Annotated in this window: 19 protein-coding genes and 2 pseudogenes; 12 read left to right on the forward strand and 9 right to left on the reverse strand. The window is 65.3% G+C overall.

The window, feature by feature from the left end; all coding sequences use genetic code 11:
• Nucleotides 1-54: 54 nt before the first annotated feature.
• The 9 genes and pseudogenes from EET13_RS04300 to EET13_RS04340 all read left to right on the forward strand — a co-directional run bounded on the left by EET13_RS04300 (nt 55) and on the right by EET13_RS04340 (nt 10,449).
• Complete coding sequence (locus tag EET13_RS04300) at nt 55-897, forward strand: adenylate/guanylate cyclase domain-containing protein (RefSeq protein WP_122441152.1); 843 nt, start codon at nt 55-57, stop codon at nt 895-897.
• Nucleotides 821-1,927, forward strand: a complete 1,107-nt coding sequence (gene galT / locus EET13_RS04305) for a galactose-1-phosphate uridylyltransferase (RefSeq protein ID WP_122441138.1) — start codon at nt 821-823, stop codon at nt 1,925-1,927. Before EET13_RS04300 ends, galT begins: the two co-directional genes overlap by 77 nt.
• The gene (locus EET13_RS04310) at nt 1,924-3,006 is read left to right on the forward strand and encodes a galactokinase (protein WP_122441139.1); all 1,083 of its coding nucleotides are present in this window, start codon (nt 1,924-1,926) and stop codon (nt 3,004-3,006) included. The genes galT and EET13_RS04310 overlap by 4 nt, the downstream gene beginning before the upstream one ends.
• Nucleotides 3,007-3,155: 149 nt before the next feature.
• Nucleotides 3,156-5,366, forward strand: coding sequence for a PPE family protein (locus EET13_RS04315; protein WP_122441140.1), 2,211 nt, complete (start codon nt 3,156-3,158; stop codon nt 5,364-5,366).
• Nucleotides 5,363-5,662 carry a hypothetical protein gene (locus EET13_RS04320; RefSeq protein ID WP_244603758.1) on the forward strand — a complete coding sequence of 100 codons (300 nt, stop codon included), beginning with the start codon at nt 5,363-5,365 and terminating at the stop codon, nt 5,660-5,662. The genes EET13_RS04315 and EET13_RS04320 overlap by 4 nt, the downstream gene beginning before the upstream one ends.
• Before the next feature lie 242 nt (nt 5,663-5,904).
• Nucleotides 5,905-6,936 carry a transposase gene (locus EET13_RS04325; RefSeq protein ID WP_244603759.1) on the forward strand — a complete coding sequence of 344 codons (1,032 nt, stop codon included), beginning with the start codon at nt 5,905-5,907 and terminating at the stop codon, nt 6,934-6,936.
• A gap of 221 nt (nt 6,937-7,157) precedes the next feature.
• A complete protein-coding gene (locus EET13_RS04330) occupies nt 7,158-7,424 on the forward strand; it encodes a DUF1918 domain-containing protein (RefSeq protein WP_122441141.1) in 267 nt (88 codons plus the stop codon).
• Nucleotides 7,425-7,448: 24 nt separating this feature from the next.
• The gene (locus EET13_RS04335) at nt 7,449-9,527 is read left to right on the forward strand and encodes an adenosylcobalamin-dependent ribonucleoside-diphosphate reductase (RefSeq protein ID WP_122441154.1); all 2,079 of its coding nucleotides are present in this window, start codon (nt 7,449-7,451) and stop codon (nt 9,525-9,527) included.
• A 68-nt stretch (nt 9,528-9,595) separates the two neighbouring features.
• Nucleotides 9,596-10,449 (forward strand): annotated as a pseudogene (locus tag EET13_RS04340) (ribosome hibernation promotion factor).
• A 4-nt stretch (nt 10,450-10,453) separates the two neighbouring features.
• Here the strand turns inward: EET13_RS04340 and phoU are convergent.
• Entirely contained in the window at nt 10,454-11,119 is a 666-nt protein-coding gene (gene phoU, locus EET13_RS04345; RefSeq protein WP_122441142.1) for a phosphate signaling complex protein PhoU, read from the reverse strand.
• Nucleotides 11,120-11,456: 337 nt separating this feature from the next.
• On the opposite strand from phoU, the gene EET13_RS30185 reads away from it, so the two are divergent.
• Complete coding sequence (locus EET13_RS30185; protein ID WP_168990671.1) at nt 11,457-11,606, forward strand: hypothetical protein; 150 nt, start codon at nt 11,457-11,459, stop codon at nt 11,604-11,606.
• A gap of 749 nt (nt 11,607-12,355) precedes the next feature.
• On the opposite strand, the gene EET13_RS04355 is transcribed toward EET13_RS30185, so the two are convergent.
• From EET13_RS04355 to EET13_RS04370, 4 genes are all read right to left on the reverse strand, one after another.
• The gene (locus EET13_RS04355) at nt 12,356-12,739 is read right to left on the reverse strand and encodes a hypothetical protein (protein ID WP_425293631.1); all 384 of its coding nucleotides are present in this window, start codon (nt 12,737-12,739) and stop codon (nt 12,356-12,358) included.
• 287 nt (nt 12,740-13,026) lie between these two features.
• Nucleotides 13,027-13,341, reverse strand: a complete 315-nt coding sequence (locus EET13_RS04360; protein WP_168990672.1) for an ANTAR domain-containing protein — start codon at nt 13,339-13,341, stop codon at nt 13,027-13,029.
• 130 nt (nt 13,342-13,471) lie between these two features.
• On the reverse strand, nt 13,472-14,587 hold the full coding sequence (gene ald / locus EET13_RS04365) for an alanine dehydrogenase (protein WP_122441145.1): 1,116 nt from the start codon (nt 14,585-14,587) through the stop codon (nt 13,472-13,474).
• 7 nt (nt 14,588-14,594) lie between these two features.
• The gene (locus EET13_RS04370) at nt 14,595-15,728 is read right to left on the reverse strand and encodes a CapA family protein (protein ID WP_122441156.1); all 1,134 of its coding nucleotides are present in this window, start codon (nt 15,726-15,728) and stop codon (nt 14,595-14,597) included.
• Between the two features lie 194 nt (nt 15,729-15,922).
• Between EET13_RS04370 and EET13_RS04375 the strand changes: the two are divergent.
• Nucleotides 15,923-16,443: pseudogene (locus EET13_RS04375) on the forward strand (Mut7-C RNAse domain-containing protein); the annotation flags it as partial.
• A 49-nt stretch (nt 16,444-16,492) separates the two neighbouring features.
• On the opposite strand, the gene EET13_RS04380 reads toward EET13_RS04375, so the two are convergent.
• From EET13_RS04380 to lpqN, 3 genes are all read right to left on the reverse strand, one after another.
• Nucleotides 16,493-16,978 (reverse strand): hypothetical protein, encoded by a 486-nt coding sequence (locus EET13_RS04380; protein WP_122441146.1) that lies wholly within the window; start codon nt 16,976-16,978, stop codon nt 16,493-16,495.
• Between the two features lie 195 nt (nt 16,979-17,173).
• Nucleotides 17,174-18,253, reverse strand: coding sequence for a PE family protein (locus tag EET13_RS04385; RefSeq protein WP_244603760.1), 1,080 nt, complete (start codon nt 18,251-18,253; stop codon nt 17,174-17,176).
• A gap of 435 nt (nt 18,254-18,688) precedes the next feature.
• On the reverse strand, nt 18,689-19,369 hold the full coding sequence (gene lpqN / locus EET13_RS04390) for an envelope biogenesis lipoprotein LpqN (RefSeq protein WP_122441157.1): 681 nt from the start codon (nt 19,367-19,369) through the stop codon (nt 18,689-18,691).
• Between the two features lie 204 nt (nt 19,370-19,573).
• On the opposite strand from lpqN, the gene EET13_RS04395 reads away from it, so the two are divergent.
• On the forward strand, nt 19,574-22,216 hold the full coding sequence (locus tag EET13_RS04395) for a GH92 family glycosyl hydrolase (protein ID WP_122441148.1): 2,643 nt from the start codon (nt 19,574-19,576) through the stop codon (nt 22,214-22,216).
• A gap of 308 nt (nt 22,217-22,524) precedes the next feature.
• Here EET13_RS04395 and EET13_RS04400 read toward each other — a convergent pair whose 3' ends face one another.
• The gene (locus EET13_RS04400) at nt 22,525-24,900 is read right to left on the reverse strand and encodes a flippase-like domain-containing protein (RefSeq protein ID WP_122441149.1); all 2,376 of its coding nucleotides are present in this window, start codon (nt 24,898-24,900) and stop codon (nt 22,525-22,527) included.
• Between the last annotated feature and the right edge of the window lie 583 nt (nt 24,901-25,483).

The following is a 25,483-nucleotide window of genomic DNA, read 5'->3' on the forward strand; positions in this document are numbered from 1 at the left end:
CGATTGAGGCAGTTGCCCCATGCGTTCAACGCGCCGAAGCTCAACTATGTCCCTATGACAATGGTCGACGTCGCACCCGGATCCGGTTCCCCGGATTCGCATCATCGATGGGAAAGGGTGCTTACTGAAGGGCATGCGCCGTTGGTGCGGGCGCGACGGGTGTTTCGCTACCTGCCGTCGGCGCCGCGCTGCAAGGTCTGCAACAACCCATTCGGCGGGCCGGCCGGGCGGGTCTTGGCCGCCGCGGGGTTCAGTCCGTCGCGCAAGAACCCCACCCTGTGCGGCCGGTGCTGTGATGCGCTGCCCGCCGGCGGCGCGGAGGTCGACGTCGCGGTCCTGTTCGCCGACATCCGCGGGTCCACGGCGCTGGGCCGGCGCGGCGTCGCCACGGACTTCGCCGCGATCCTGAACCGCTTCTATGCGGCAGCCACCCAGACCCTGCTGCGCCATGATGCGGTGATCGACAAGCTCATCGGCGACGAAGTCATGGCGTTCTTCGTCCGCGGTATCAGCGGCCCGCAATACCGGCGCCGCGCGGTCCAGGCGGGGGCCGAGCTGCTCAAAGCGGTCGGTTACGGCGCCGACGGGGGACCGTGGCTGCAGTTGGGTGTGGCGGTCAATGCGGGCGTCGCATATGTGGGCAACGTCGGCGGCGCGGTGGTCGACTTCACCGCCCTGGGTGATCCGGTCAACGCCGGCGCGCGGATGCAGCAGCACGCCGGCAGTGGTGAATTGATCGTCGCTTCGGGAGTGGCTGATGAACTCACCGCAACGGCACCGCGGCGCTCGCTGAATCTGCGCGGGTACCCGCAGCCGATCGATGCTTTCGTTGTCGGGGCTGGGTACTGTTCGAATCGTGACGGCGCCGACGCGGGCGAAGCTGGCCGATGGTCGTGACATCTTGTTTTTCGCCTTGCCGGGTCACCGCGCGGAGCCGGTGCCCGATCGCCGGCCGCTGCCGCCGCGCGACGGTCAGCACTCGCAGTTGCGTTTCGACCGGTCAACCGGGCAGTGGGTGATCATCGCGGCATTGCGCCAAGACCGCACCTACAAGCCGCCGCCCGATGAGTGCCCGCTGTGTCCGGGACCGACGGGGCTGACCAGCGAGGTGCCGGCCAGCGACTACGACGTCGTGGTCTTCGAGAACCGGTTCCCCAGCCTGTCCGGCGCCGGCGGGCTGTCACCGGCCGGCACCCCCTTCACCTCGGCGCCGGGCCATGGCCGCTGCGAGGTGATCTGCTTCTCGGCCAACCACACCGGGTCGTTCGCCGGCCTGGAGCCGCCGCATGCCCGCCTTGTCGTCGAGGCGTGGCGGCATCGCACCGCCGACCTTCTCGCTCAGCCGGGCATCGAGCAGGTGTTCTGCTTCGAGAACCGCGGCGAGGAGATCGGCGTGACGCTGACCCATCCGCACGGTCAGATTTACGGCTACCCGTATCCGACCCCGCGGACGGCGATCATGCTGCATCAGGCACGCGAACATCGAAATCGTCACGGCACCAACCTCTTTAGTGACCTGCTGGACCGTGAGGTGGCCGACAGCAGTCGTGTTATCGCCTGCAACGAGCTCTTTACGGCGTTCGTGCCGTTCGCCGCGCGGTGGCCGGTGGAGGTGCATATCTACCCGAATCGGTTGGTGTCCAACCTCATCGAACTCGACGCCGCCGAACTGGACGGGTTCACACAGCTCTATCTCGATGTGCTGCGGCGCTTTGACCGCATGTATTCCAGCCCGCTGCCATACATTTCGGCACTGCATCAATACAGCGACACGCAGCCGGAGGGCTACTTTCACGTCGAGTTGATGTCAATCCGCCGCAGCGCTACCGCGCTGAAATACCTCGCGGGCTCCGAGTCGGCCATGGACGCCTTCATCAGCGACGTGACGCCGGAAAGCGTGGCCGAGCGGCTGCGAGATCTGGCGTGACGGTCCGCTACGCCGCGCCGGGGCGGATCAACCTGATCGGCGAGCACACCGACTACAACCTCGGCTGGGCGTTGCCGATCGCGCTGCCGCAGCGCACGATGGCGACGTTCACACCCGACGGCAGCGACGCGGTCACGGTGCGCAGCGACCGCATGGACGCGCCGGTGTGCATACCGCTGGACACCGTGCCCGGCGGGGTCAGCGGCTGGGCCGGCTATGTCGCCGGGGTGATATGGGCGCTGCGCGCCGCCGGCCGCCCGGTGCCCGGCGGCGCGATGTCGATCACCAGCGATGTCCAGATCGGCTCCGGGCTGTCGTCGTCGGCGGCATTGGAATGCGCGGTGCTGGGCGCGATCCTGTCCGCCGCGGATATCCGCATCGACCGGATCGAGCAGGCCAGGCTGGCTCAGCGCGCCGAGAACGAATACGTAGGCGCCCCAACGGGTTTGCTGGACCAGTTGGCGGCATTGTTTGGGGCACCGTCGACGGCGCTGCTGATCGACTTCCGCGACCTCTCCGTGCGGCCGGTGCCGTTCGACCCCGCCGCTCGGGGAGTCGCGCTGCTGCTGATCGACTCCCGGGCCCGGCACCGGCACGCCGGCGGCGAATACGCTCAGCGGCGCGCATCGTGTGAGCGGGCAGCCGCGGCTTTGGGCGTTGCGTCGTTGCGCGACGTCGACGATGTCTCATCGCTGGCCGTGATCGGTGACCCGGTCGATGCCCGGCGCGCCCGACATGTGCTCACCGAGAACCAGCGGGTGCTGGATTTTGTTGCCACGCTTCGTGATTCGAATTTTTCCGAGGCCGGTCGCATCCTCACCGCTTCGCACGCGTCCATGCGCGACGACTTCGCCATCACCACCGACCACCTCGATGTGATCGCCGACACCGCGGTGCGCAGCGGAGCGCTGGGCGCTCGGATGACCGGCGGCGGTTTCGGCGGCTGTGTCATCGCCCTGGTGCCTGATGACCGGGTAGCGGCCGTCGGGCAGGCGGTGCGAAATGCGGCGCGCGACGCCGGCTACCAACTGCCGCTGGTCAGCCGGACCCATGCCGGGGCGGGGGCGGGCCCTGGTTGAGGCCTTTCGACGGAGATGCGCCGGTTCTGTGCCAGAGCAACCGATTTTCGAAATTGCGGGGATTTGTCAAAGTTCAGGACAATTTCGCCGCCGAACATTAGTGTTGACGGGCATCGTACGCCGGGAAGGTGCGCGGACGGGAGCGGTAGATGAATTTCTCGGTGTTGCCGCCCGAGATCAATTCGGGTCGGATCTTTACCGGTGTGGGCTCGGCTCCGATGCTGGCCGCGGCCGCGGCCTGGGATGAGTTGGCCAACGACCTTGGCTCGGCGGCGACCTCGTTCTCGTCGCTGACCTCGGGGCTGGCCGGCGGAGCGTGGCAGGGCGCGGCGTCTGCGGCGATGGCAGACGCTGCTGCACTGTATTCGGGAATGCTGCATCAGGCCGCGGTCCGCGCCGTCGGAGCAGCCGGTTGCGCCAAGTCCGTGGCCGGGGCGTTTGAGGCGGCGCAGGCGGCCACGGTGCACCCATTGCTGGTGGCGGCTAACCGGTCTGCGCTGGCGTCAGCGATCAAGTTGAATCTGTTCGGCTTCAACGCCCCGGCGATCGCAGCTCTCGAGAGCGAGTACTTGGAGATGTGGGCACAGAATGCGGCCGTGATGACGGGCTATTACAGCGCGGCGTCGGCGGCGGTCGCGCAGCTGACGCCGTGGCAACCGGGGCTGCAAAACTTGGCGGGGCTCAACAGCTTGGCCGGTCTCAATCTGGGCATCGGAAACATCGGCAGCGGCAACATAGGCAACGGCAACACCGGCGATTTCAACTTGGGCAGCGGAAACCAAGGCAATGCAAACATCGGCGGCGGCAACCATCGAACTCTCGGTTCCGACAACGGTTTTGGAAATCTGGGCTTCGGCAACAGGGGCTCTCTCAACTTCGGCAGCGGTAACAACGGCGACGGGAACATCGGGCTCGGCAACGGGCACTCCCTCACCACCGGCCGGGGCAACCTCGGTGTCGGCAACGACGGCAACGACAACATCGGAGTTGGCAATTACGGTGCCTATAACCGCGGCCTTGCGAATGGCGGTCAAAATAATTTCGGAGTGAGCAACGCGGGCTCCGACAACATCGGCTTCGGCAATCGTGGCAACCACAACATCGGCATCGGCCTATACGGGGACAACCAGATTGGCATTGGCGGGCTGAACTCCAACACCAGTGGTTGGAACGTCGGTTTGGGCAACGACGGGACCGGAAACTGGGGATTCGGCAACACCGGCACCGGCAACATCGGCTTCGGCAATACCGGCATAGGCAATATCGGCATCGGGCTCACCGGCCACGGCCAGATTGGCATAAATCCCGCGCTGAACTCGGGTAGTGGAAACATTGGCTTCGGTAACTCTGGCGTCGACAATATCGGTATTTTCAACACCGGCAGTCACAACACCGGCTTGTTCAACACCGGCAACGGAAGCTGGGGTGCCCTCAACGCGGGCGATGTGGATACCGGCATCGGCAACACCGGTAATACCAACACTGGCTGGCTGAATTCCGGCGATAACAACACCGGTGTATTGAACCCCGGCTATCAGAATGTGGGCTTGGGGAACCCGGGCCCCGGCAACGTGGGCCATTTTAATACGGGACAATTCAACGTAGGTGCATCCAACGCGGGTAACTTAAACGTTGGCTATTTCAACGCCGGATTGCTCAATGCCGGCATTGCCAACTCGGGCGACGTCAACGCCGGTTGGGCCAATTCAGGCGGGACCCCGCAGGGGGGTGGCAGCACCGGCTTCGGCAACTCGGGTGAGTTAAACACGGGTTTCTGGAACTCTGGTATCGCCAACACTGGGTGGTCGAACTCGGGTGACATCAACACCGGTTTTTCGAACGCCGGCAATATCACCACGGGCATTGGCAACACGGCCAGTCACACCGGCAACTCGGGCTACGGGAATATTGGCACGAATAATTCGGGCTTCTTCAACACAGGCATATTCAACTCCGGTGTCGCCAGCTCTCGCCTGCAGAGCGGCTCCTTCGATAACAGCGGCTTTTTCAACGCCAGCAGCGGTGGCAATGCAGCAGGCTTTTTAAACATCGGCGACGGCGCCTACCAAGTTGGTGTGTTGAACCTAGGGAGCGGCAATCCGCAGGTGGGCGTGTTGAACTTTGGCAGCGGCAATACCGTGATCGGTTTCTTCAACAGCGGCACCGGCTACGGCTTGGTGGGCTTCGCCAACGGGGGCGACGGCGTTCTCAACCAAGGCTTCTTCAATTTTGGCGGCCAATCCAATGCAGGGTTCGCTAACAGCGGCACAGCTAGTTCGGGCCTCTGGAACACGGGCAGTATGAGCTCGGGCGCTTTCAACAAGGGCGTTGGCCAGTCAGGTTTTTTCGGCGCGGTGTGACTGACACCACGATGGCAATGGACCTCCCGGTGATTGCAGCACCGCTTCGACATACGGACGCTCGGCCGTCTTGGCCGATCCACCGGGCGCCGTATTCAGCGTGTGAGCACGACGATGCCGAGTTTCCGGACGGCGCCACCTATGAAGTGCGCACCGGCGGCGTGCTCAAGGTGCTCAGCGGCAACGATATTCATCTCTACAGTCCGTCGTACTGGCAGGAAGTCGCGATTGACATCGGCCCGCCCGACCAACGCGACGAAGGCCCGGGAACTGGACGACGACGGCGATTGCAGTGAATGCCGCGAGATGCCTCGACCCAGCCGCGACCGAACCGCCGTCTCGTTAAAGGCGGCGGTGTAGGCCTTAAAGGGACTTTTGGGCAACCAAGCTGGTGGCCTACTGCCCTTCCGCAGGCGCGCTGGATGAGCGGACGATTGAACCTGGGCAAAAAAAGATGACATGTTGGCAGGACCCCCTCGGCTCAGACGCTCGTTATATGGGCGTCAGAGAAATTTTTTAGGAACTCGAGGAGGTCCCGATGACAATCGTAGGCGGGTTGGACGTGCATCGGCAGCAGATCACCTTCGATTACCTGGATAACGACGGGTTGGTGCACTGGGGTCAGACCCGGCCGGCGACACGGAAAACGTTGCGGGGTTGGCTGGCTGAGCATTGCCCGGATGGGGATGGCGAGTTCGTGCTCGAGGGCTGCACGGGGTGGCGGTATGTCAGCGAGGAGCTGGCGGCGGTCGGTCTGGGGGTGCATTTGGGGGATCTGGCCGAGATCGCGGCGTTGCGGGGGCCGAAGAAGCGCGCGAAGACCGACCTCGCTGATGCGCGGCTGGTGCGCACGCTGCAGTTGGCGGGCGGGTTCCCGAAGTCGTGGGTCCCGCCCGCGCATGTAGTGGAGATCCGCACGCTGGGCCGGTTGTACTGCGCGTTGATGGAGGAGCGGCGGGGCTGGCAGCAGCGGATCCACGCCCACTTGTTGCATCAGGGTCGTCCACCGGTGAAGGCGTTGTTATCCGAAGCGGGCCGCGAGGCGCTCGCGGGCGCGCAGTTGTCGGCGGCCGGGCGCCAGTGTGTGGACACCGCATTACGGCGCATCGAAGAACTGACTATCGAGATCGATCCGCTGCGAATGCAATTGGAGAGTTTCGCGCGCCGCCAGCCGAGGTGTCGGGCGCTGCAGGCCCATTACGGCATCGGCTGGTTGTGCGCGGCGATCATGTGGGCCGGGGATGGTGATGCGCGCCGGTTTTCCAGCTCGGATCAGCTGGTGCGCTTCGCCAGGCTCGATGTCACCGTCTACTCCTCGGACCGTAAACGCGAACCGGGGCACCTGTCGCGCCAAGGCTCGCCCGAGTTGCGGTGGGCAGCGGTTGAAGCGGCCAAGTGCGCGGTTCGGCGCAGTTCTCCTGATTACGCCGATTACCACACGCTGGCGGCCAAACATGACGGTCACAACCGTATGAACCCGACCCTGGCCGTCGAGCACAGATCTTGCGCCGCTGTTATCACACGCCGCGTGACACACTCTCCTCGGCAGTACAGGAGGAATCTCACATGACTTGAGTCACAACATTTTCGCCTCGTCGACCCGGGTGTCAGCATGCGGCGAACCCTCGCCGGCGTCAAGGTCGTCCGTCCTCGCTGCGCTTGCGGGCGCTCCACCTTGACCCCGATTGCGGTCCACCGCCGCTAGCACGGGTGACGATCAGGCCAACAACGCAAGAAATGACCGTACGGACTCACCTTTACGGGGTCCTCAACACAGATAAGGGGACGTTGATGAGGGCAAATGTCGGAGACTGGCTGGTGATCAAGGGCGCCACGATCGATCGACCGGACCAGCGCGGGCTGATCACCGAAGTGCACTCAGCCGATGGTTCACCGCCGTATGTCGTGCGATGGCTCGACACCGATCACGTGTCGACGGTGGTTCCCGGTCCGGACGCCGTCGTGGTCACCGCAGTCGAGCAGCGGGCGGCCGACGAGCGCGCCCGGAATCGGTTCGGGGCAATACAGTCGGCGATTCTGCACGCTAAGCGCACGTAGGCAGTATGGGCAGTGGACTCGGCCATGGCGGCCCGATGGCCTGCACAAGCGCGGCGTCGAGACGGAACTGTAGTGCCGTTCGATATCGCGCGGATCGAAGCCGCGGTGGCGCGGGCCGCCCGTGAGGTGGCTTACGACGACCCCGACATGCCGGCCACCATAGCGAGGGCAGTCGCCGAAACATTAGGTCCCCGAACCGCACCCGTCGAACGCATCCAGGATTTCGTCGAGGCGCGGCTGGGCGAGGCAGGTCTCGACGACGTCGCCCGCGCCTACATCATCTACCGGCGACGGCGCGCCGAACTGCGCGCGGGCAAGGCCTTGCTAGGGGTTCGCGACGAGCTGAAGCTGAGTTTGGCGGCGGTGACGGTGTTGAGGGAACGCTATCTGCTGTGCGACGCGCACGGCCGGCCCATCGAGTCGACGGGCGAGATGATGGATCGCGCGGCGCGTTGTGTCGCCGCCGCCGAGGACGAGTATCGGACCGGTTCGTCGGCGCAGTGGGCCGAGCGGTTTGCCACGGTGTTGCGCAACCTCGAGTTCCTGCCGAATTCGCCCACCCTGATGAACGCCGGCACCGACCTGGGGCTGCTCGCCGGCTGTTTCGTTCTGCCGGTTGAAGACTCGTTGCGGTCGATCTTTGCGTCCCTGGGAAAGGCCGCCGAGGTGCAGCGGGCCGGCGGCGGCACCGGATACACGTTCAGCCGCATACGGCCCGCCGGGGACCGGGTGGCCAGCACCGGCGGCGCGGCCAGCGGGCCGGTGTCGTTTCTGCGGCTGTACGACACCGCCGCCGGTGTCGTCTCGATGGGCGGTCGGCGCCGCGGCGCCTGCATGGCAGTGCTCGATGCGTCCCACCCCGATATCTGCGGCTTCATTACCGCCAAGACCGAATCAACCAGTCAGCTCACGCATTTCAACCTGTCGGTGGCCGTCGGCGACGCATTCCTGCGCGCCGTCGAACGCGGCGGCACACACCGACTGGTCAACCCGCGCACCGGCCAGACGGCCGCACGCATGCCCGCGGCCGAACTGTTCGACGCGATCTGCCACGCCGCGCACGCCTGCGGCGACCCCGGGCTGGTGTTTCTCGACACGATCAATCGGGCGAATCCGGTGCCGGCGCGCGGCCGGATCGAGGCGACCAATCCGTGCGGAGAGGTACCGCTGCTGCCGAACGAGTCCTGCAACCTCGGCTCGATCAACCTGGCCCGGATGATCACCAATGGCCACGTCGACTGGGACCGGCTCGGGGCGGTCACCGAAGTCGGGGTGCGGTTCCTCGACGACGTCATCGATGTCAGCCGCTATCCCTTTCCGGAGCTTGCCGAGGCAGCCCGCGCCACCCGCAAGATCGGGCTGGGGGTCATGGGTTTGGCGGAACTGCTTGCCACACTGGGCATTCCATATGACAGTACCGAGGGTGTGCGGCTGGCTGGCCAGGTCATGCGCCGCATCCAGCGGCACGCGCACCTGGCGTCGAGGCGGCTGGCAGAAGACCGGGGTTCATTCCCAGCGTTCGCCGAGAGCCGGTTGGTCCGGTTTGGTCCGCGGCGCAACGCGCAGGTCACCTCGGTCGCCCCGACCGGCACCATTTCACTGATCGCCGGCACCACCGCCGGGATCGAACCGATGTTCGCCATCGCCTTCACCCGCGCCATCGTCGGCAGGCAGCTGCTGGAGGTCAACCCGTGCTTCGACCGGCTGGCCCGTGATCGGGGCTTCTACCGTGACGAACTGGTCGCCGAGATCGCCCAGCGCGGCGGAGTGCGCGGCTATCCCCGGCTGCCTGCCGAGGTGCGTGCAGCGTTTCCGACCGCGACCGAGATTGCGCCGCAGTGGCACCTGCGCATGCAGGCCGCGGTGCAGCGCCACGTCGACGCGGCGGTATCCAAGACGGTCAATCTGCCGGCCGCCGCAACGGTCGACGACATCCGGGCCGTCTATCTCGCAGCGTGGCAGGCCAAGGTCAAGGGCATCACTGTCTATCGCTATGGCAGCCGGGAAGGGCAGGTGTTGTCCTACGCCGCGCCGGAACCGGTATTGGCTCGCGTCGACAGCGGGTTCAGCGGCGGCTGTGCCGGGCGATCGTGCGAATTCTGACGTTGCGCCGGCTGCGCGGTGACCTTTGGCCCTGGCCCGCACACAGATTCGCGGCGTAGTAAGAGATCATGCGCCACGAAACAGAATTGCCACCAGCTATCGAGGTCGACGTGACCACGCGCGGCGAGCTTCCCGGCGCGGTCGATTACGCACGCACCAAGATCGGCCAGCTCGGGCGTCTCGCGCACCGGCCGGTGCTGCACGCCCGTGTTCGGATTACCGAACATCGCGATCCGGCGGTAGAGCAGCCCGTCGTCGCGCAGGGCAACCTCGACGTCGACGGCCGGCTGGTGCGGGCCCAAGCTCAGGGGGAAACCGCGCAGGAGGCGATCGACTTGCTCGAATCGCGGTTGCGCCATCGGCTGGAACGGATCGCCGAACATTGGGAGTCACGGCGGGACGGGGAAAGTGGCTCGGCCGCTGGCTGGGTTCGGAAACGTGGCGCCACTCGTGCGAACCGGCAGCCGGTTCGCACGAGTGGCGCCACGTTTCCGAACCCAGCCAGCGGCCGAGCCACTTTCCCCGTCCCGCCGACGAACGCCGCGTCATCCGGCGCAAGTCATTCACCATGGCACCGTGCGCGGTCGATGAGGCCGCGCTCGAAATGAACATGCTCGACTACGACTTTCACCTGTTCACCGAGAAGTCCACCGCGACCGCGGGCGTCCTCTACCGTGGTGGTCCGACGGGCTACCGCCTCGCACTGGTAGCGCCCGTTCCCGCGGATCAGCTCAGTCCGTTCGAACTCGACCTGACCATCAGCTCGCAACCGGCGCCGTGTCTGAGCCTCGACGAGGCCACCGAGCGGCTGGGCCTGCTCGGGCTGCCGTTCCTGTTCTTCATCGACGCCGCCCAGGGTCGTGCGAGCGTCTTGTATCACCGCTACGACGGTCACTACGGGTTGATCACCCCGGCGGGCTAAGGGCCTAATACGTCCCGATTTCCTGTTCGGGCAGAACGGCACCGGTCGCTTCGAAGACCACCCGCCGGCCGATCTCGACGGCGTGGTCGGCGAAGCGCTCGTAGAAGCGGCCCAGCAAAGCGATATCGACAGCGGCCGGGACCCCGTGCTTCCAGGCGCGGTCCATCAGCGTGGTGAGGAGCTGTCGATGCAGCTCATCCATTTCGTCGTCTTGCTGGCGGATGTAGGCGGCCTTGTCGGCATTGCGGGTCATCAAGACTTCTTGTGCGCAACGCGCCAATTCCACCGCAACCCGGCCCATTTCGGCAAAGTGATGCTCAACTTCGTTGGGCAGCACGTGGTTTGGCAGTCGGCGGCGAACGATCTTGGCGACGTGTACCGCCAACGCGCCCATCCGGTCCAGGTCGGCGGCAATCTGGATGGAGCCGACTATTCGACGCAACTCGCCGGCGACCGGTTGTTGCAGGGCCACCAGGGCGAAGGCGTTCTCTTCGGCATGTTTTCGCAGCGCCACGACCTGGTCGTGGTCGTTGATGACCTCCTCCGCCGCGGTGTCGTCGGCTCGCAGCAGCGCATGGGTTGCACGCTGCATCGCCACCGCGGTCACACCGCATAGCCTGCCCAGCTGATCAGCCAACTCCGCGAGTTGTTCATGGTAGACGGTTCGCATATGTCCTGTCCCCTCCTTGTGTGGTCATCCTTTTGCGATTCCCGGCGGCACGCACCGCCACCGAGGCAAAGTCGTCCCGCGCGCAATCAAGCGGTTCCGCCACCTCGTCACATAGCCTCATGTGCAGAGTGTGTCGCGATGAAGCGCTTAGCGGAATGGAATTAGGTCCCTTGGCTTGAGGTTTTCCGACCCCTGCGCTGATGCGGCAGCGAACCATCGGCGCGAGCCGCTCATCGGAGCCAAACCGGGCGGCCATCCTGGCGACGGCTACCGCCGTCCCCGCCGACGGTGTGCCCTCGGATCAGGCCCGCGCCATCAACAGCATCGCCGTCTCGTCGTGGCTGATCCAACCTTTCTCAGCGCCAACTGGCCTCGGCTGGTGATGCTCGGCCCCACCGGACAGTTTGTCGACCTCGCCGTCCCCGAGGGCACCTGCGCACCGGTCACGGTAACCACCCCTTGCCGGGAGCCCCAAGACCAACGTTGACCAGGACAGGTCAAGCCGACCTACGGGCGAAGCCCCGTGAGCGGCAGGGAAAAGGGATCGGCACGGGGCTGAACGTGCCACCCCATGGCCGGCACAATCCCGCCGGAAGGGGTGGCTGCGATAACCGCTCGCCGGTCCGCGGGTTCGGCCCTTCTCAGATGTTCTCCGCGACATCGTCCCGTCCGCGGTTGAGGTACCAATGCTCGTGGCAACCGTTGTTGTGACAATTCGCTGGGGTGAGTTGGCGATATCCGGCGGTCACCGTTACAAATGCCGTCCACCAGGTATATGGTCCGTCACGCTGGGTCTCGGCGAGTCTGGCGAACTTTGCTATGCCGGCTGTTGCATGGACGGTTGGCGGCAGTACATCCGCCACGATCTGGTTAACGCCCACCGCACCCTCCGCTCAAGGCGAGACAATTGTGTCACCACATGTGTCATCGATGAGACGACTGTATCATCATGTGTGTCACGCAACAACTGTCTCACCACATGTCTCACAGACCTGCGCTTGTCGAATGTGCGCAACGCGGCCGCGATATTGGCGGGAGCTAACTCCCGGGCGACCGATGACCGCCAGCCCGCCTCATGGGTGCTTCGCGCATAGCTGCACACTCATCGATGCCCGCTACCGGGGCTGGGCATCCCTGGACATCGCGGCGCCGTCCCGGTGAAGTGGAACGCGCCGGCTTATGGGGCGTAGGCGGGTACACCCTCGAATGTGCCGCAAATCTGGGCCGCGCACTTCATCATTGATCTGCTAACCGCGGTGACGCAGCCCGATGCCTTCCGTCGGTGAGGCGCACAACATAGGTCCGGTCAGCGGCCTGATACTCGACCGTGCCGCCCTCGACGACCATCCCGATCAACGCATCGCCGTCCTCGAAGAAGTACGCGTTGTCTTCGGGGCGCATGGAATCGATGTGGCAACCGGGCACGATCACGACGCTTCTGCGGGGGTCGTCGGTAAGGACCAGAATCCGGGTCCCGCGTTCCGCCGCTGTCTTCGCCACTGCCTTTCGCCCCGCCTTCGCGGCTACTGGGTGCGGCGCGGCCGTTGTTACTGCAGAAGGCTTTACGGCGTTGGCGGTCTTTTTGGTCGCCGCCTTCTTGGGGTCTTTGGCGATGGTCATGGTGTTCCTGCCGTAGCTGTAGCTTCGGCAACGCTCGGGTTTTCGACGTTGCGGCAGTCTGAAATCTAGGCACGCCGATCGCGCCGTTCTAGGGCCGTTGGGCCTGACTTTCCGAGGGACGAGTAGGCCTGCGCGATCGCCACTTCGAACGGGTCTGCGAACAGGGCCGAGATGTGCTGGCGGATGGCCATCGCTGCCGGTTATCCCTTGCTCATCACTGGCAACACCAACGCCCCAGGGCGGGAACCCGATCGACGCCGTTCATCGTTGGCGCCCGACAAGTCTGGCTAGTGCGATTGCGGCGCGGGTTCGCCGTACCTGTCGTGCCCGCCCCTGGCCAACAGGTCGCCCCAGGCGCGGCTCACGGCGGCGACGACGGCGTCGTCAAGGTCGTACGTCGCGTCGTTCTCGGCGATCGCCACCAGCGCGTGAGCCAATTCCATCGGCGCCACGTTGTGCTGCTTGGCTGTGTGCACGATGTCGGTGAAGGCCTCGTCTAGGCTGCAATGGCGCAGGGCAACCAGGACGCCCTCGGCGGCGCCGAGCCTTCGCTGGCCACCGCGGCGAGCACCCCGCGCGTGGTCGATTTGTGGTAGTTCCACCGTGGGCTCCCTTGTCTGCGATGCTGTTGATACTCGCGAGGTCGGCCCCGGGACCGGCAGGGTCGTAAGGCCTATCAACATGGGCCCAAGGACACCGCCGGCTTCTATCGGCTGAATTCGTCACGGTCGGTTACTTCAAGAGCGGCACCGGATCGGTGAACGGCAGGTCCAGGTCGGCGCCCACTTCGTCGCTGAGCAGCAAACCCTCGTGGGTGGAAAGGCCGTTAGCCAGCGCCATGTCGGACTGACATGCGGCCCGCCAGCCCTGGTCCGCGAGCTTGAGCACATAGGGCATGGTGGCGTTGGTCAATGCGAAGGTGGATGTCCGTGGCACCGCGCCGGGCATGTTGGCCACGCAGTAGAACACGGTGTCGTGCACGTGAAAGGTGGGTTGGTCGTGAGTGGTGGGCCGGGAATCCTCGAAGCAGCCGCCTTGGTCGATGGAGATGTCGAGTAACACCGCTCCCGGTTTCATCTGCGCCACAAGCGAATTCGATACCAGCCTGGGCGCCTTGTGCCCGGGCACCAAGACCGCGCCGATCACCAGGTCGGCCCGCTTGACCGCACCCTCGAGCTCGAGACCGGTCGAGTAGCGGGTGCGGATCCGGCCGCCGAACTCGGCGTCGAGCTGGCGCAGCCGTTCGATATTCACGTCCAGCACGGTCACATGGGCGCCCATCCCGCTGGCCACTCGTGCCGCGTTGTAGCCCACGGTGCCGGCGCCGATCACTACGACGTCGGCCGGCCCGGTGCCGGGCACTCCGCCCATCAGGATGCCGCGGCCGCCGGCCGGCTTCATCAGATGGTAGGCCCCAACCTGGGTGCCCAGCCGGCCGGCGACCTCACTCATCGGGGCCAGCAACGGCAGCTCGCCCTCGACAGTCTGGACGGTCTCGTAGGCGATCGATGTCACCCCCGAACGCAGCAGCGCTTCGGTGCACGGCAACGACGCGGCGAGGTGCAGATAGGTGAACAGGACCTGCCCGCGGCGCAGCAGCCCATACTCAATGTCGATGGGCTCCTTGACCTTCAGCAGCAGCTCGGCGTCGGCCCACACTTGTTCGGCGCTGCGGGCGATCTCGGCACCGGCAGCGACGTAGTCGGTGTCGGGAATAGACGACCCCTCACCGGCGCCGGTTTGGATGGTGACCTGATGGCCGCGACGGACCAGCTCTCTGACGCCGGCCGGGGTGATGGCCACCCGGAACTCGTTGTTCTTCGTCTCGGTCGGTATGCCGACTCTCATGGGGCTCCTAGCTGAGGTCTTCTGTCGTAACGGTATTGCTGCGCGGCGAAACTTCGAGTAGGTCGTCAGCGCAAGCCGCCACCCGAATTCCGAAGCGCCGGCTGACGTGCTCGATGGTCCTGCGCAACCATTCCGCGTCGGTTGCGGCGGCGCGCTCGAGTCGCATCCGGCGCACCCGCAGCGGAATCATACGCAGCGACATCAATTCGGCGGTGGCGGGATCGGTTGATGCCACATACAGCAGCCTGAGGTGGCCGCGGAACGACTCGTGCCCGCCGATGCCTTCGTAATCGTCGATGACATCACCGCACCCGTACAGGATCGGCTTGCCGCGATAAATCTCGATGGGCCGGGGATGGTGCGAGGAGTGTCCGTGAACGACGTCGACGCCGGCTTCGATCAACCGGTGCGCGAACGCGATCTCACTTGGCTCGACCGCGTAGCCCCAATTGGATCCCCAATGCACGGAGACGATGGCAAGGTCGTGGTCGCCCTTGCCGGCCAGTACCTGTGCGGCGACGTCGTCAGCGGCCTCGCGCTGCGCGGGATCCCGAACCAACCACACCCCGGGCCGATCGCGTTGTGCGGCCCAGGATTCGGGGACACCACTGGACGGGGTCGCCACCGAGCCGATGATCACCCGGTGCCCATCGCGGACCGCCACCGTCACCGGACGGCGTGCGGCGGTCAAGTCTGGTCCTGCCCCGGCGGCTCGAATACCCACCGCGGTAAGGGCTGCGACGGTGTCGGTCAGGCCCGGGTAGCCGAAATCCAGGATGTGGTTGTTGGCCAGCGCGCACACATCCGGCCGCAGCGCCGTCAGCGCCGGCAGGTTCTCCGGGTGCATCCGGTAGCACACGGGCTTGCCGTGCGCGAACTCATTGCCGGTGGTGATCGTCGTCTCCAGATTGACCAAACGCACGTCGACGCAGGCATTGTCGAGGACCTCCAGCGCCTCGCCCCAGGGCCATCGCCACTCCACGGGACGTGGAATCGGTCCGTTGGCCCGCTCGGCCAGGCGCACGTACCCGCGCGCATCGCGCAGGTAGCGCTCACGTAGTTCCGGTTGACCGGGCCGGGTCAGGATCTGATCGACACCCCGGCCGAGCATGACGTCACCGCCCAGCAGCACCGTCACCATGGCGGACCTGTCGACCGGAATCGCACTCCGGTATTGAACACCGGGCACGCGGCACGGACACCGAAGGCCGTGAGCTCGTCGTCGAACCTGCGACTCTGGCCGTGCTGCCGGAGGTCGCGGTGCGGTAGAACGGCAGCAGTGGTCGGTTATGTGGACGTGCGGGCCTACGCGGAACTCAACGACTTCGTCGATTCCTGGATATCGAGTCGACGACGAGGCTGCGTCCGGTGCCGTTACGTCATCCGCGATTCGTGGTCGACGTGAACCTGGGCCGGCTCGCGTGGTTGCTGCGGTTGCTCGGCCTGGATGTGTGGTGGTCGAGCGCCGCCGACGACCCGGCGCTGGTTGGCATCAGCCTGGGCGGGCAGCGGATTTTGCTCACCCGCGACCGCGGGCTGCTGAAGCGCCGCGCGATCACCCCGGGCTGTTCGTCCACTCGCAGCATCCCGGGGAACAGGCGCTCGAGGTGATACGCCGCTTGAATCTGCGGCAGCGGCTGGCGCCGTTCACCCGCTGTCTGCGCTGTAATGGCATGTTGGCCACCGTCTCCAAAGACGAGGTGCTGGGCCGCCTCGAGCCGCTGACCCGGCGCTACTACGACCAGTTCAGGCGTTGTCGGGATTGCGGGCGGATCTACTGGGCCAGATCACATCACGCGAGAATGGCCGCCCTCGTCGAACAGCTGCTCGACCAGCTGTCCGGCGATGCCCGCTGAACCGACAGCGACCTGACACCGAAGACACTGGCGCCCAACTGATTCCGTACTAGCTGGCCGGAGTCAATTTGACCGCTACCAGCTTCAGCCGGTCGACCGCCTCGGTGAACTCGTCGAGGGTTGGGATGCGGGGCTCACGGAATTTCAACCCCATCATCCGTTGGGCGCGTTTGGGGCCGTAGGACTGGGCGCAGCGTAGGAAAAGATCGGATACCACCTCGCGGTCCCGGATGAGTTCGCCCCGCATGGCGGTCGTCTTACCGCCGTAGACCACCTGCGCGGGGGCGCCGCCGCGGAAGTTCTGCTTCCACCCGGCGCCGGTCAGCGCGTACAGGTCGCCGTCGATCACATGGGCGCTCAATGGAAGTGAGAACTGCCGTCCCGTCTTTCGCCCCGTGAAATTCAGCACCATCAGCTGTGTGCGCAGTGGGCCCGCCAGCGGAGTGCCCAGCAGGAAGCCAAGTACTGGGTTGACGGCACGAAGAAGGGCCGAAGGCGGGTGCCCGACGTCTACCGCATACCTCTGTTCTGTCATGCCAATACCGTAGGGCAATCAGCGCTTCTCGGGGGAGTTCGCCAGGATCTGCCGGCACTTCGCCGGTGGCTGGGTCCGTTGGCGGCGACATGAGCGGTGGCAGCGAAACGTGCCGCCCGTAATCTCGCCGCGGGTGAGAATCGCAGGCTTCTTGCGCAGCACAGAAAGCGACGAGAAGTCAAGCGTCGCAGCGGATTAAGGACCCAGTGCGGTCACAAGCAGTTCCGGCACGTATTCCACCAAGGTGGGAACGAGGCCGCCGAGGCGCGGGCCGGTGACGGTCAGGGTGTTGAGCAGCGGGAGAGCTGGCAGGGTCACCGTCGCGGTAAACGGTTCCAGCGGACCGAGAAGTCCACTTACCGCAATGTTGGCCGTCACGGTCAGTCCCGGCAGGGGTAACTGCATCGACAGCGCCTGGTGGCCGTTGAGGAAGGCGTTGACGATATCGTGGGGGGCGCCGAAGAGCGCGCTGGTAGCTCCCGCGACGTTCCCCGCGGACAACGCGCCCATGAACGAGGTGGCGCTGGTCCCCGCCGCCATCGCTGCGTTGACCGGTGCTCCTAAAGCATTGATTGCCAGCAGTTCCGGCACACCGAGATCAAAGCCGAGTGAAAGGCCCGACATACTCACAGACGCCGTCGACAGCGATATCGGGCTCGTGAAGGCCTGATACAACGCGTTGCCACTCTGCGCAAGCTGCACGGGTAGGGCCAACAATGGCAGCGGGTTTCCGGTCGCCAGCGACGTGGAGATCAGCTGCGGGTAGCGGCTGACTGCCTGATATAGGGCAGGTGCCGTCTTGTTGGTCCAGGTGTTGGCGATGGTTTGCAGGCTGGTGGCGGTGTCCGTGATGAGCGAGCCGGTCATAGCGCTGGATGCAGCGGCCGCTCCGGTGCCGGTTGCGATCAGCGGCTGCCCGAGTAGTGCCTCGGCGGGCGTATTCACCGCGTTAACCAGAATTTGCCCTGCGTTGGCAGCCTCGGTGCTTTGGTAGGCGACGGCGCTCGCGGTCAACAAATTGACGAATTGCTCATGAAATGCCTGCACTTGCGAGCTGATTAATTGATACTCCCGGCCGAAGGCGCCGAACAGCGCCGCAATCCCGGTCGATACCTCGTCCTCGGCCGCAGCCAGCAATGCCGTCGTCGGGCCGGCGGCGGACGCGCTCGCCTCACCCAATGTGGAATGCATTGCCGCCAACTCTTGTGCTGCCGTGGTTACCATCTCCGGCGCCGCGAGCACAAATGACATTTCTGCCTCCCATCGACTTATCATCACGGTCGCCTGACGGTCTTCAAGGCGACTGTCAGCTTAATGGCGTGCCGGCGATAACGGCGGAAAACGTGAAGTCTTTCCCGCCCGTAATTGCGGTACTTGGTCTATTTGCGACGGCTGCTGAGATCGTGAGCTGATCGCGATTCGGAATCGCGCCCACGGCGTTCGCCGTAGCTCAAATCTGGGTGATTTCCATTCGGGCGCTCTGGATGAACTTGACGCCCAACCACTTTCGCGGATACGCGGGCTGCCTCCGCCGCCGATTTGGCGCAAGCCGGCATGTTGTCACAAGCGGCCCGCGGGTCCTGTTGCACGCGGTCCACCAAATCGTCGAGGTGCGGGGATGGTTGGGCCGCCACCGCCGGATCCTCGACGCACCATCGCCCGGCCAACCGGCTACCGCCGGTTGGCCGGGCGATGGCTGAGTTACCTGCGCTATTGCGTGATCGTGGTCTGCTCGTCGATGACGTTGGTCGCATCCATCAACGGACCCTGTTCACCTTCCAGCGAGTCGGCGTTGAGCTGAAGCACATAAACGGCGTCCTGACCGGGGATGACTACCGTCTTCTGTGCGACAGCGCGGGTCTTGCCGTCGCGGACGTAGGTGCCGTTCAGCTGCCAGGCGTTAAAGCCGCTGAGCGTGGATGCGATCCCGTTGCCCGAACCCTGGTACCCGGGCAGGTTCTGCAGCTCGCCGGGGGCGTACTCGATGACCTTCGCCGGGTCCACGTTGCCGGTGAGTTTGGACACCAGTGCGGAGATGGTGGGCGGGTCTTTGGGATCGGCGGGCTGGCTGTAGACGATGGCGCCGTATGAGGTGCTGCTGTCGTTGGCCGTCTGCCAGCCGTTGGGCATCGGCAAATTGATGGTGGGCGAACCGGGATCGCCCAGGTGGACCGGTGTTTCGGTGATGTGGCTCTCGGTGACATAGTCGGCGATGGTCTTCTTGGCCTGCGCTCCCGGCGTCGGGCTGGTCGAGGACGCAGATGTCGTCGACTTGGAGCTCGACGTCGTCGACGACGTCGACGTGGAGGTCTTGGTTTCGGTCTTAGAGCCGCAACCAGCCAGCGCCAGGCTCACCGCTACGACTGCGATTACCGCGGTCAGGTCCTTCATCAATTGCATCTCCCGAATCTGGGTCCCGGTACCTGCACCGGCGACATCGGCACTGAGACTAGCCGAACCCGCACGAAACGCAGCCGGTATGGACGCACGACTTTGACGCATACCGTTTGCCCCGGCGCAAAACTCCCGCCGGTCGCCGGTATCAATCGCCTCGAAATAGCCACGGGAGCCCATTGCGTGCAGTAATAGACAGCTATGCGGTCACGGAGGTCGCTGCGGGCAGTGGTGGCGCTCGTCGCGGTGCTGGGTCTTTTCGTGCCGTTGCTTGCCGCCTCGCCGACGGCTTATGACGGTGAACCGGCTTTCACCGCCAATCCGGTCGACCACGTCGATACTCTCGTCGGCACCGGATCTGGCGGGGAGATCGTCGGGGAGATCAACAACTTTCCCGGTGCGTCCGTGCCGTTCGGCATGGTGCAGTACTCACCGGACACTTCGCGCACCTACGCCGGCTACCAGTACCAGAATTCGCGTTCCACCGGGTTCAGCATGACCCACGCCTCGGTGGGTTGCGCTGCCTTCGGGGACATTTCGATGCTGCCGACCACGTCTGCTCTCGGCGCGCAACCCTGGCGCGCTACGGAGCGGATCGCCCACGACGACACCGAGTTTGGCGTGCCCGGCTATTACACGGTGCGGTTCCCCACCACGGGGGTGACCGCCGAACTCACCGCCACCACGCGCACCGGTTTTGGCCGGTTCAGCTATCCGCGCGATGGCCGTCCGGCGTCGTTCCGGGTGCGCTCGGGGGCGTCGCTGGCCGGAAACTCCCGCGCTGCCATCGCGATCGACGAGGACAACACCACCATCACTGGCTGGGCCACCAGCGGAGGGTTCTGCGGCAAGAAGAACACCTACACGGTGTACTTCGCCATGCAGTTCAACCGGCCGTTCACCTCTTACGGCACCTGGGACGGCTATGCGGTCTATGCCGGTGTCCGCCGCGCGCAATCGCGGTACAGCGGGGCGTACGTGGACTTTCCGGCCGGCTCGGTGCTCGAAGTGCGGACCGCGATCTCCTATGTGAGCATCGACGGAGCCCGGGCCAATCTCGCCGCCGAGGGCGGCGCGAGCTTCGACAACGTTCGCACGGCCGCAGCCGCCGAATGGAACAAAGCCCTGTCGCGCATCGCGGTGGCCGGGCGCGATTCCGGTGATGTGACGACCTTTTATACATGCCTATATCGGTCACTGTTGCACCCCAACACATTCAATGACGCGGACGGTCGCTACATCGGGTTCGACGGTCTCATCCACACTGTTGCCCAAGGACATACCCAATACGCCAACTTCTCCGACTGGGACACCTACCGCAGTTTGGCGGCCCTGCAGGGTCTGTTGTTTCCCGAGCGCGCCGGCGACATGGCGCAATCGCTGGTCAACGATGCCGAGCAGAGCGGGTCGTATCCGCGCTGGGCACTGGCGAATTCGGCAACAGGCATGATGACCGGGGACAGCGTGGTGCCGCTGATCGTTAGCTTGTATACATTCGGCGGCAAGGACTTTGATGTCGACACGGCACTTCGCTTCATGGTGCGGGGCGCGACCGAGGGTGGTGCCGGGCTGGGCGGCTATGTGGAGCGTCCGGGAATCGCCACCTACCTGGAGCTGGGCTACGGACCCCAGACGGCGGAGTTCCGCACCGACGGCCGGATCGCCGGCGCGTCGATCACGCTGGAATGGTCGGTCGACGATTTCACCATCTCGCGGTTTGCCGCGGCGCTGGGCGACACGGCCACCGCCGCCGACTTCCAGAGCCGGGCGCAATACTGGCAGAACCTGTTCAACCCCAGCACCCGCTACATCTCGCCGCGCAGCCCGACCGGCTTTTTCCGTTACGGGCCGGGGTTCGTCGAGACCCCGGATGGCTTCGGCCAGGACGGATTCGACGAGGGCAACGCCGAGCAATACCTGTGGTGGGTGCCACACAACGTTGCCGGCCTGGTAACCGCCCTGGGTGGGCGGAAGGCGGTGGCCGACCGCCTTGACCGCTTCACCAAGAAGCTGAACGTGGGCCCCAACCAGCCCTACCTGTGGGCCGGTAACGAACCGAGTTTCGGGGTGCCGTGGCTGTACAACTACATCGGGCAACCGTGGAAGACGCAGCGCACCGTCGACCGGGTCCGCGGGCTGTTCTCGGCCACACCCGACGGGGCGCCGGGCAACGACGACCTCGGCGCGATGTCCAGTTGGTACGTCTGGGCGTCGCTCGGGCTGTATCCGAGCACTCCGGGAACATCGATTCTCACCGTGAACACACCGTTGTTCGATCGCGCCGTAATCGCGCTTCCGGCAGGCAGATCCATCCGGATCACCGCGCCCGGAGCTTCGGCGCCCGGCCGAATGAAGTACATCAACGGCATGACCATCGACGGGCGGCCCACCGACAAGACGTTTCTGCCGGAATCGATCATCCACACCGGCGGAGACGTCGCATTCTCGCTTGCTGCCAAACCCAACAAGGTCTGGGGCGCCGCGCCGTCCGCCGCGCCGCCATCGTTCGGCGCGGGCAGTTCGGCAGTGACGGTTAATGTTCCGCGTCCTGTCGTCGCGATCGCGCCGGGGACGACGGGAACCGTCACCCTCGACGCGCAACAAATGATCGAAGGCGCCGGCGACTACACCATTACCGGCATGTCCATGGTTGATGGAATCACCGTGGCGCCGGTGTCCGGGCGGTTCACCGACGACGGGGCGGCGTCGGTGAATGTGGCGATCAAGGTGTCACAGGCGGTGCCCGACGAGTACTACCTGGTGTATCTGACCACCACAGTGGGTGAAAGCAGCCGGAGATCGGTGGTGCTCGTCGTCGTCATGGAAGTGGAGTCTTCCGAATAAGCAAGCGGGACCGGTCAGCCGCACAAAGCATCTCATCGCGATTCGGCTCGTCCTTGCCAGGGCCGCCGCCCGGCAGTTACCGGGTGACAATGCTGGATTCGCACCGGTGCCCTGTTGTCGGTGGCGGGCGTACATGGTGTCACCGATCGGCTGGAGCTGATGCTGGGGTTTGCGATCGCGGTGACCGCGGGGGCACTTGGTGGCGGCGGGAGCAGGTTGAACAGCACTGCGCGAACTTGTCTGTGCGCGTGCGCATTCGGCATCCGGGGATACCAAGCCGCCGCGCGGTAGTGAGGTTGGCAACACACCTAGATCATCTCGTTCTTGGTGAGCCAGCGCATGATCGGCCAGCCGAGGAAGACCGGCAGCCAGCAGGTGAGCACCCGATAGAGCAGCACCGAGGGGACGCCGATGGCCGCCGGTACCCCGAACGCGGCCAGCCCACCGATCAGCGCCGCTTCGACCGCGCCGACGCCGCCCGGGGTCGGCGCGGCCGAGGCGAGGGTGCCGCCGACCATGGTCACCACGGTGACGGTGACGAACGTCGTACCGCCGCCGAAAGCTTCGACGCTAGCCCACAACGCTAGCGCCGCGCCCAGAGTCGTTCCGGCACAACCCAACAGAATGATCGCCAAGCGTCGCGGTTCCCGCGCGAGGGCGGCCAGGTCGTTTGACACCTCCTTGAGCTTGGGGCGCAGTTCCGTCGAGAGCCACCGTCGCAGGTTGGGCACGAACAGAAAGGTGCCGATGATGCCCAGCGCCACACCGCCGATCAGATACAGCACGGTGGCGGTCGGGACGAAGTGGGAGAGGTCGGCCGAGGTGCCCGCGACTGCGCTGAACAGGATCAGCAATGCCAGGTGGACGATCACTTGGACCGATTGCTGAAGCGCCACCGCCGCGGTGGCGCGCAACGCGGTCAGGCCGCTCTTCTGCAGGAAGCGGGTGCTCAGCGCGAGCCCGCCCACCCCGGCCGGCGTGGTGGTTGCCGCAAAGGTGTTGGCCACCTGGACAATCGACAGTTTGGTGAAGCTCACCTGTCCGTCGGCGCAGGTCCACAATGCCGCTGCCGCGCCCACGTAGGTCAGCGCCGACACCGCCAGGCCCAGCAGCGCCCACGACCAGTTGGCATGTCTGAGCTGAGAGAAGAAGGTCGGCACGGTGCTGATGAACGGGTAGGCGACATAGACCAGCGCGCCGATGAGCACCAGCTGGATGACCTGGCTGCGGCTGAACCGGGTGATCGTCTGGGTTTCGATCTGGTCGGCGCCGGTTTGGCGCATGACCTCCGAGCGGGCGTTGGCGATGGCGGTCTTGGCGTTGGCCACTGATTCACGGATCCGCTTGGGCACTGCGGTTTTGGTGAGCCGGCGCGAGGCCGTCAAGATGGTGTCGGCGCCGAATGCTTCGATTGCCGCCGCCACCGTGGACTCCGCGTCGTAAAGTGCCGTCGTGGTCACCAGAAGGTGGGCGATGTCGGATTGGAGTTGAGCGTCGGTGGCCCCGTATTCGGCGGCGCCGAATCCGCCGAACAACACCGTGCCGTCGTCGACAGTGATCGCATTGCAGCGCAGGTCTCCGTGGGAGATCTGGTGGTTGTGCAGAGTGCGCAGCGATTTCCACACCTGGGCAACCGGAGTCTGGTTCGTCCACTCGTCGAGCGGAATCCCTCGAACCGGCTGGTGTGCGTACAAGGTCCAACCGCGGTCGAGGTCGGCCAGCGCGATCGTCGACGTGTTGGCAACGCCCGCTTGCCCGATCGCGATAGCCATCAGTGCGCGATGCTCGACAGCGCGACGCATGGAAGGCTGCAGGGGCGCGGTTTCAGAGCCGCGCAGCCGCAACTTCCACCACAGTTGCCGCAGCGCGCCGCCGCTGCGTTGATGGGGGCCGTACAACTCCACTGCTGCCCGGGACTCGGGGTCCGTCGAGGTGGCCGACAGCACCAGCGGCCCGGGTCCGCCCGGCCGGACGACTGTGAGCATGGCGACGACAAATCCGCGTTTGGACAGCGCGCGCACCGCTCCGTCCAGCGGCACCTCGAGCGCGGGAGTGCCGACGACCAGAACCACTAGGGCGCCGACGAACCATCCGACCGCCAATCCGAGCAGCGATCTTGCCGGCACGATGGCACTGATGACGAGGTGGATCGGCACGAACGCCAATAGCAGCGCCCACCACCAATGTCGCCACCGGGCGGGCAGCCACGGTCCCGAGACGGTGAGCACCGCCGCGAGCATGGCGATCCACCGCGGGTCGTCGAGGAACTGGGCCGGCAGCGTGGTGAGCTTTTCCGACAGGTCGAAGTGCCAACGGGGTGCCGCGATGCGGTTGCTGTTGATCGACAACGGCAGAAAGGCCATGAAGGCGGCGGCCGCGTAGGCGCCCAGCAGCTTCCATTGGCGGGAGACGATCAGGCCGATGAGGATCATGAACGGTAACGCCAGAATCGCGATGCCGTAGACCAGGTACACCAGATCCGACTGGGTCGGCGACAGCACGCCGACGATCTCGGAGATGGACTTCTCCAGCGCGATCCACTGGGGGCGGGTGAACAGTGAACTCGCGATCACCGCGGGCAGGAATATCGCCGCCAGGGTGAGCCGGATGATGTCGTTCGTGCGCCGGATTACCGGGGGCAGCAAGCCGCCGGAAACGGCGATGTCGCGCCCGTCAACTCGCATGTTGTTCCCGACGATCCTTCGGGTGGTGTCCGCTGAGCCGTGCTCGTCCTGTCGACAACTTAACCGTTACCGATGAATCGGCCGATGTCGGCTGGTGCCAGGCTGGGTTCTGGCCCCCGCCCGCGCATGCGGGTGCTCGCCGAGCCGACCTAGGGTGTGGTCGCACCGGTCTACGGGCATGCGGTTTTCCCACCTCCTCGAAATTCACGGTGACTTGGAGCTGCTGGTCAGTGATGGCCACTTGCGTTTTCAGGCGCCGTATCTTCTCTTCGGCGATGGGTGTCCGGGCATGTCTCACGTCCGCACCGGGTGGGCTGTGATGCCGCCGTATCGAGTGTGCGGTGGCGGCTTTGAGGGTGCATGCAGGGTGGAGTATTCGTGATTGGGCCGTCCTGATGGCACGCTCGGCTGCCTCGGTGCACGCTCGTGCGCCCTGAGCGCACGCTCGACGACCTGGGTGCACGGGGGTGCGCGCTCAGCGTGTTTTGCTGTGAAAGCCGTGGGTGTATGTGCGGTCAACCTAGCCAGGGGCGGCGAAGTTGGCCAGGAGGGTTTGGTCAGCCGCCGGATAGTGGGCGAGACA

Source organism: Mycobacterium attenuatum, from assembly GCF_900566085.1.
Classification (GTDB): Bacteria; Actinomycetota; Actinomycetes; order Mycobacteriales; family Mycobacteriaceae; genus Mycobacterium; species Mycobacterium attenuatum.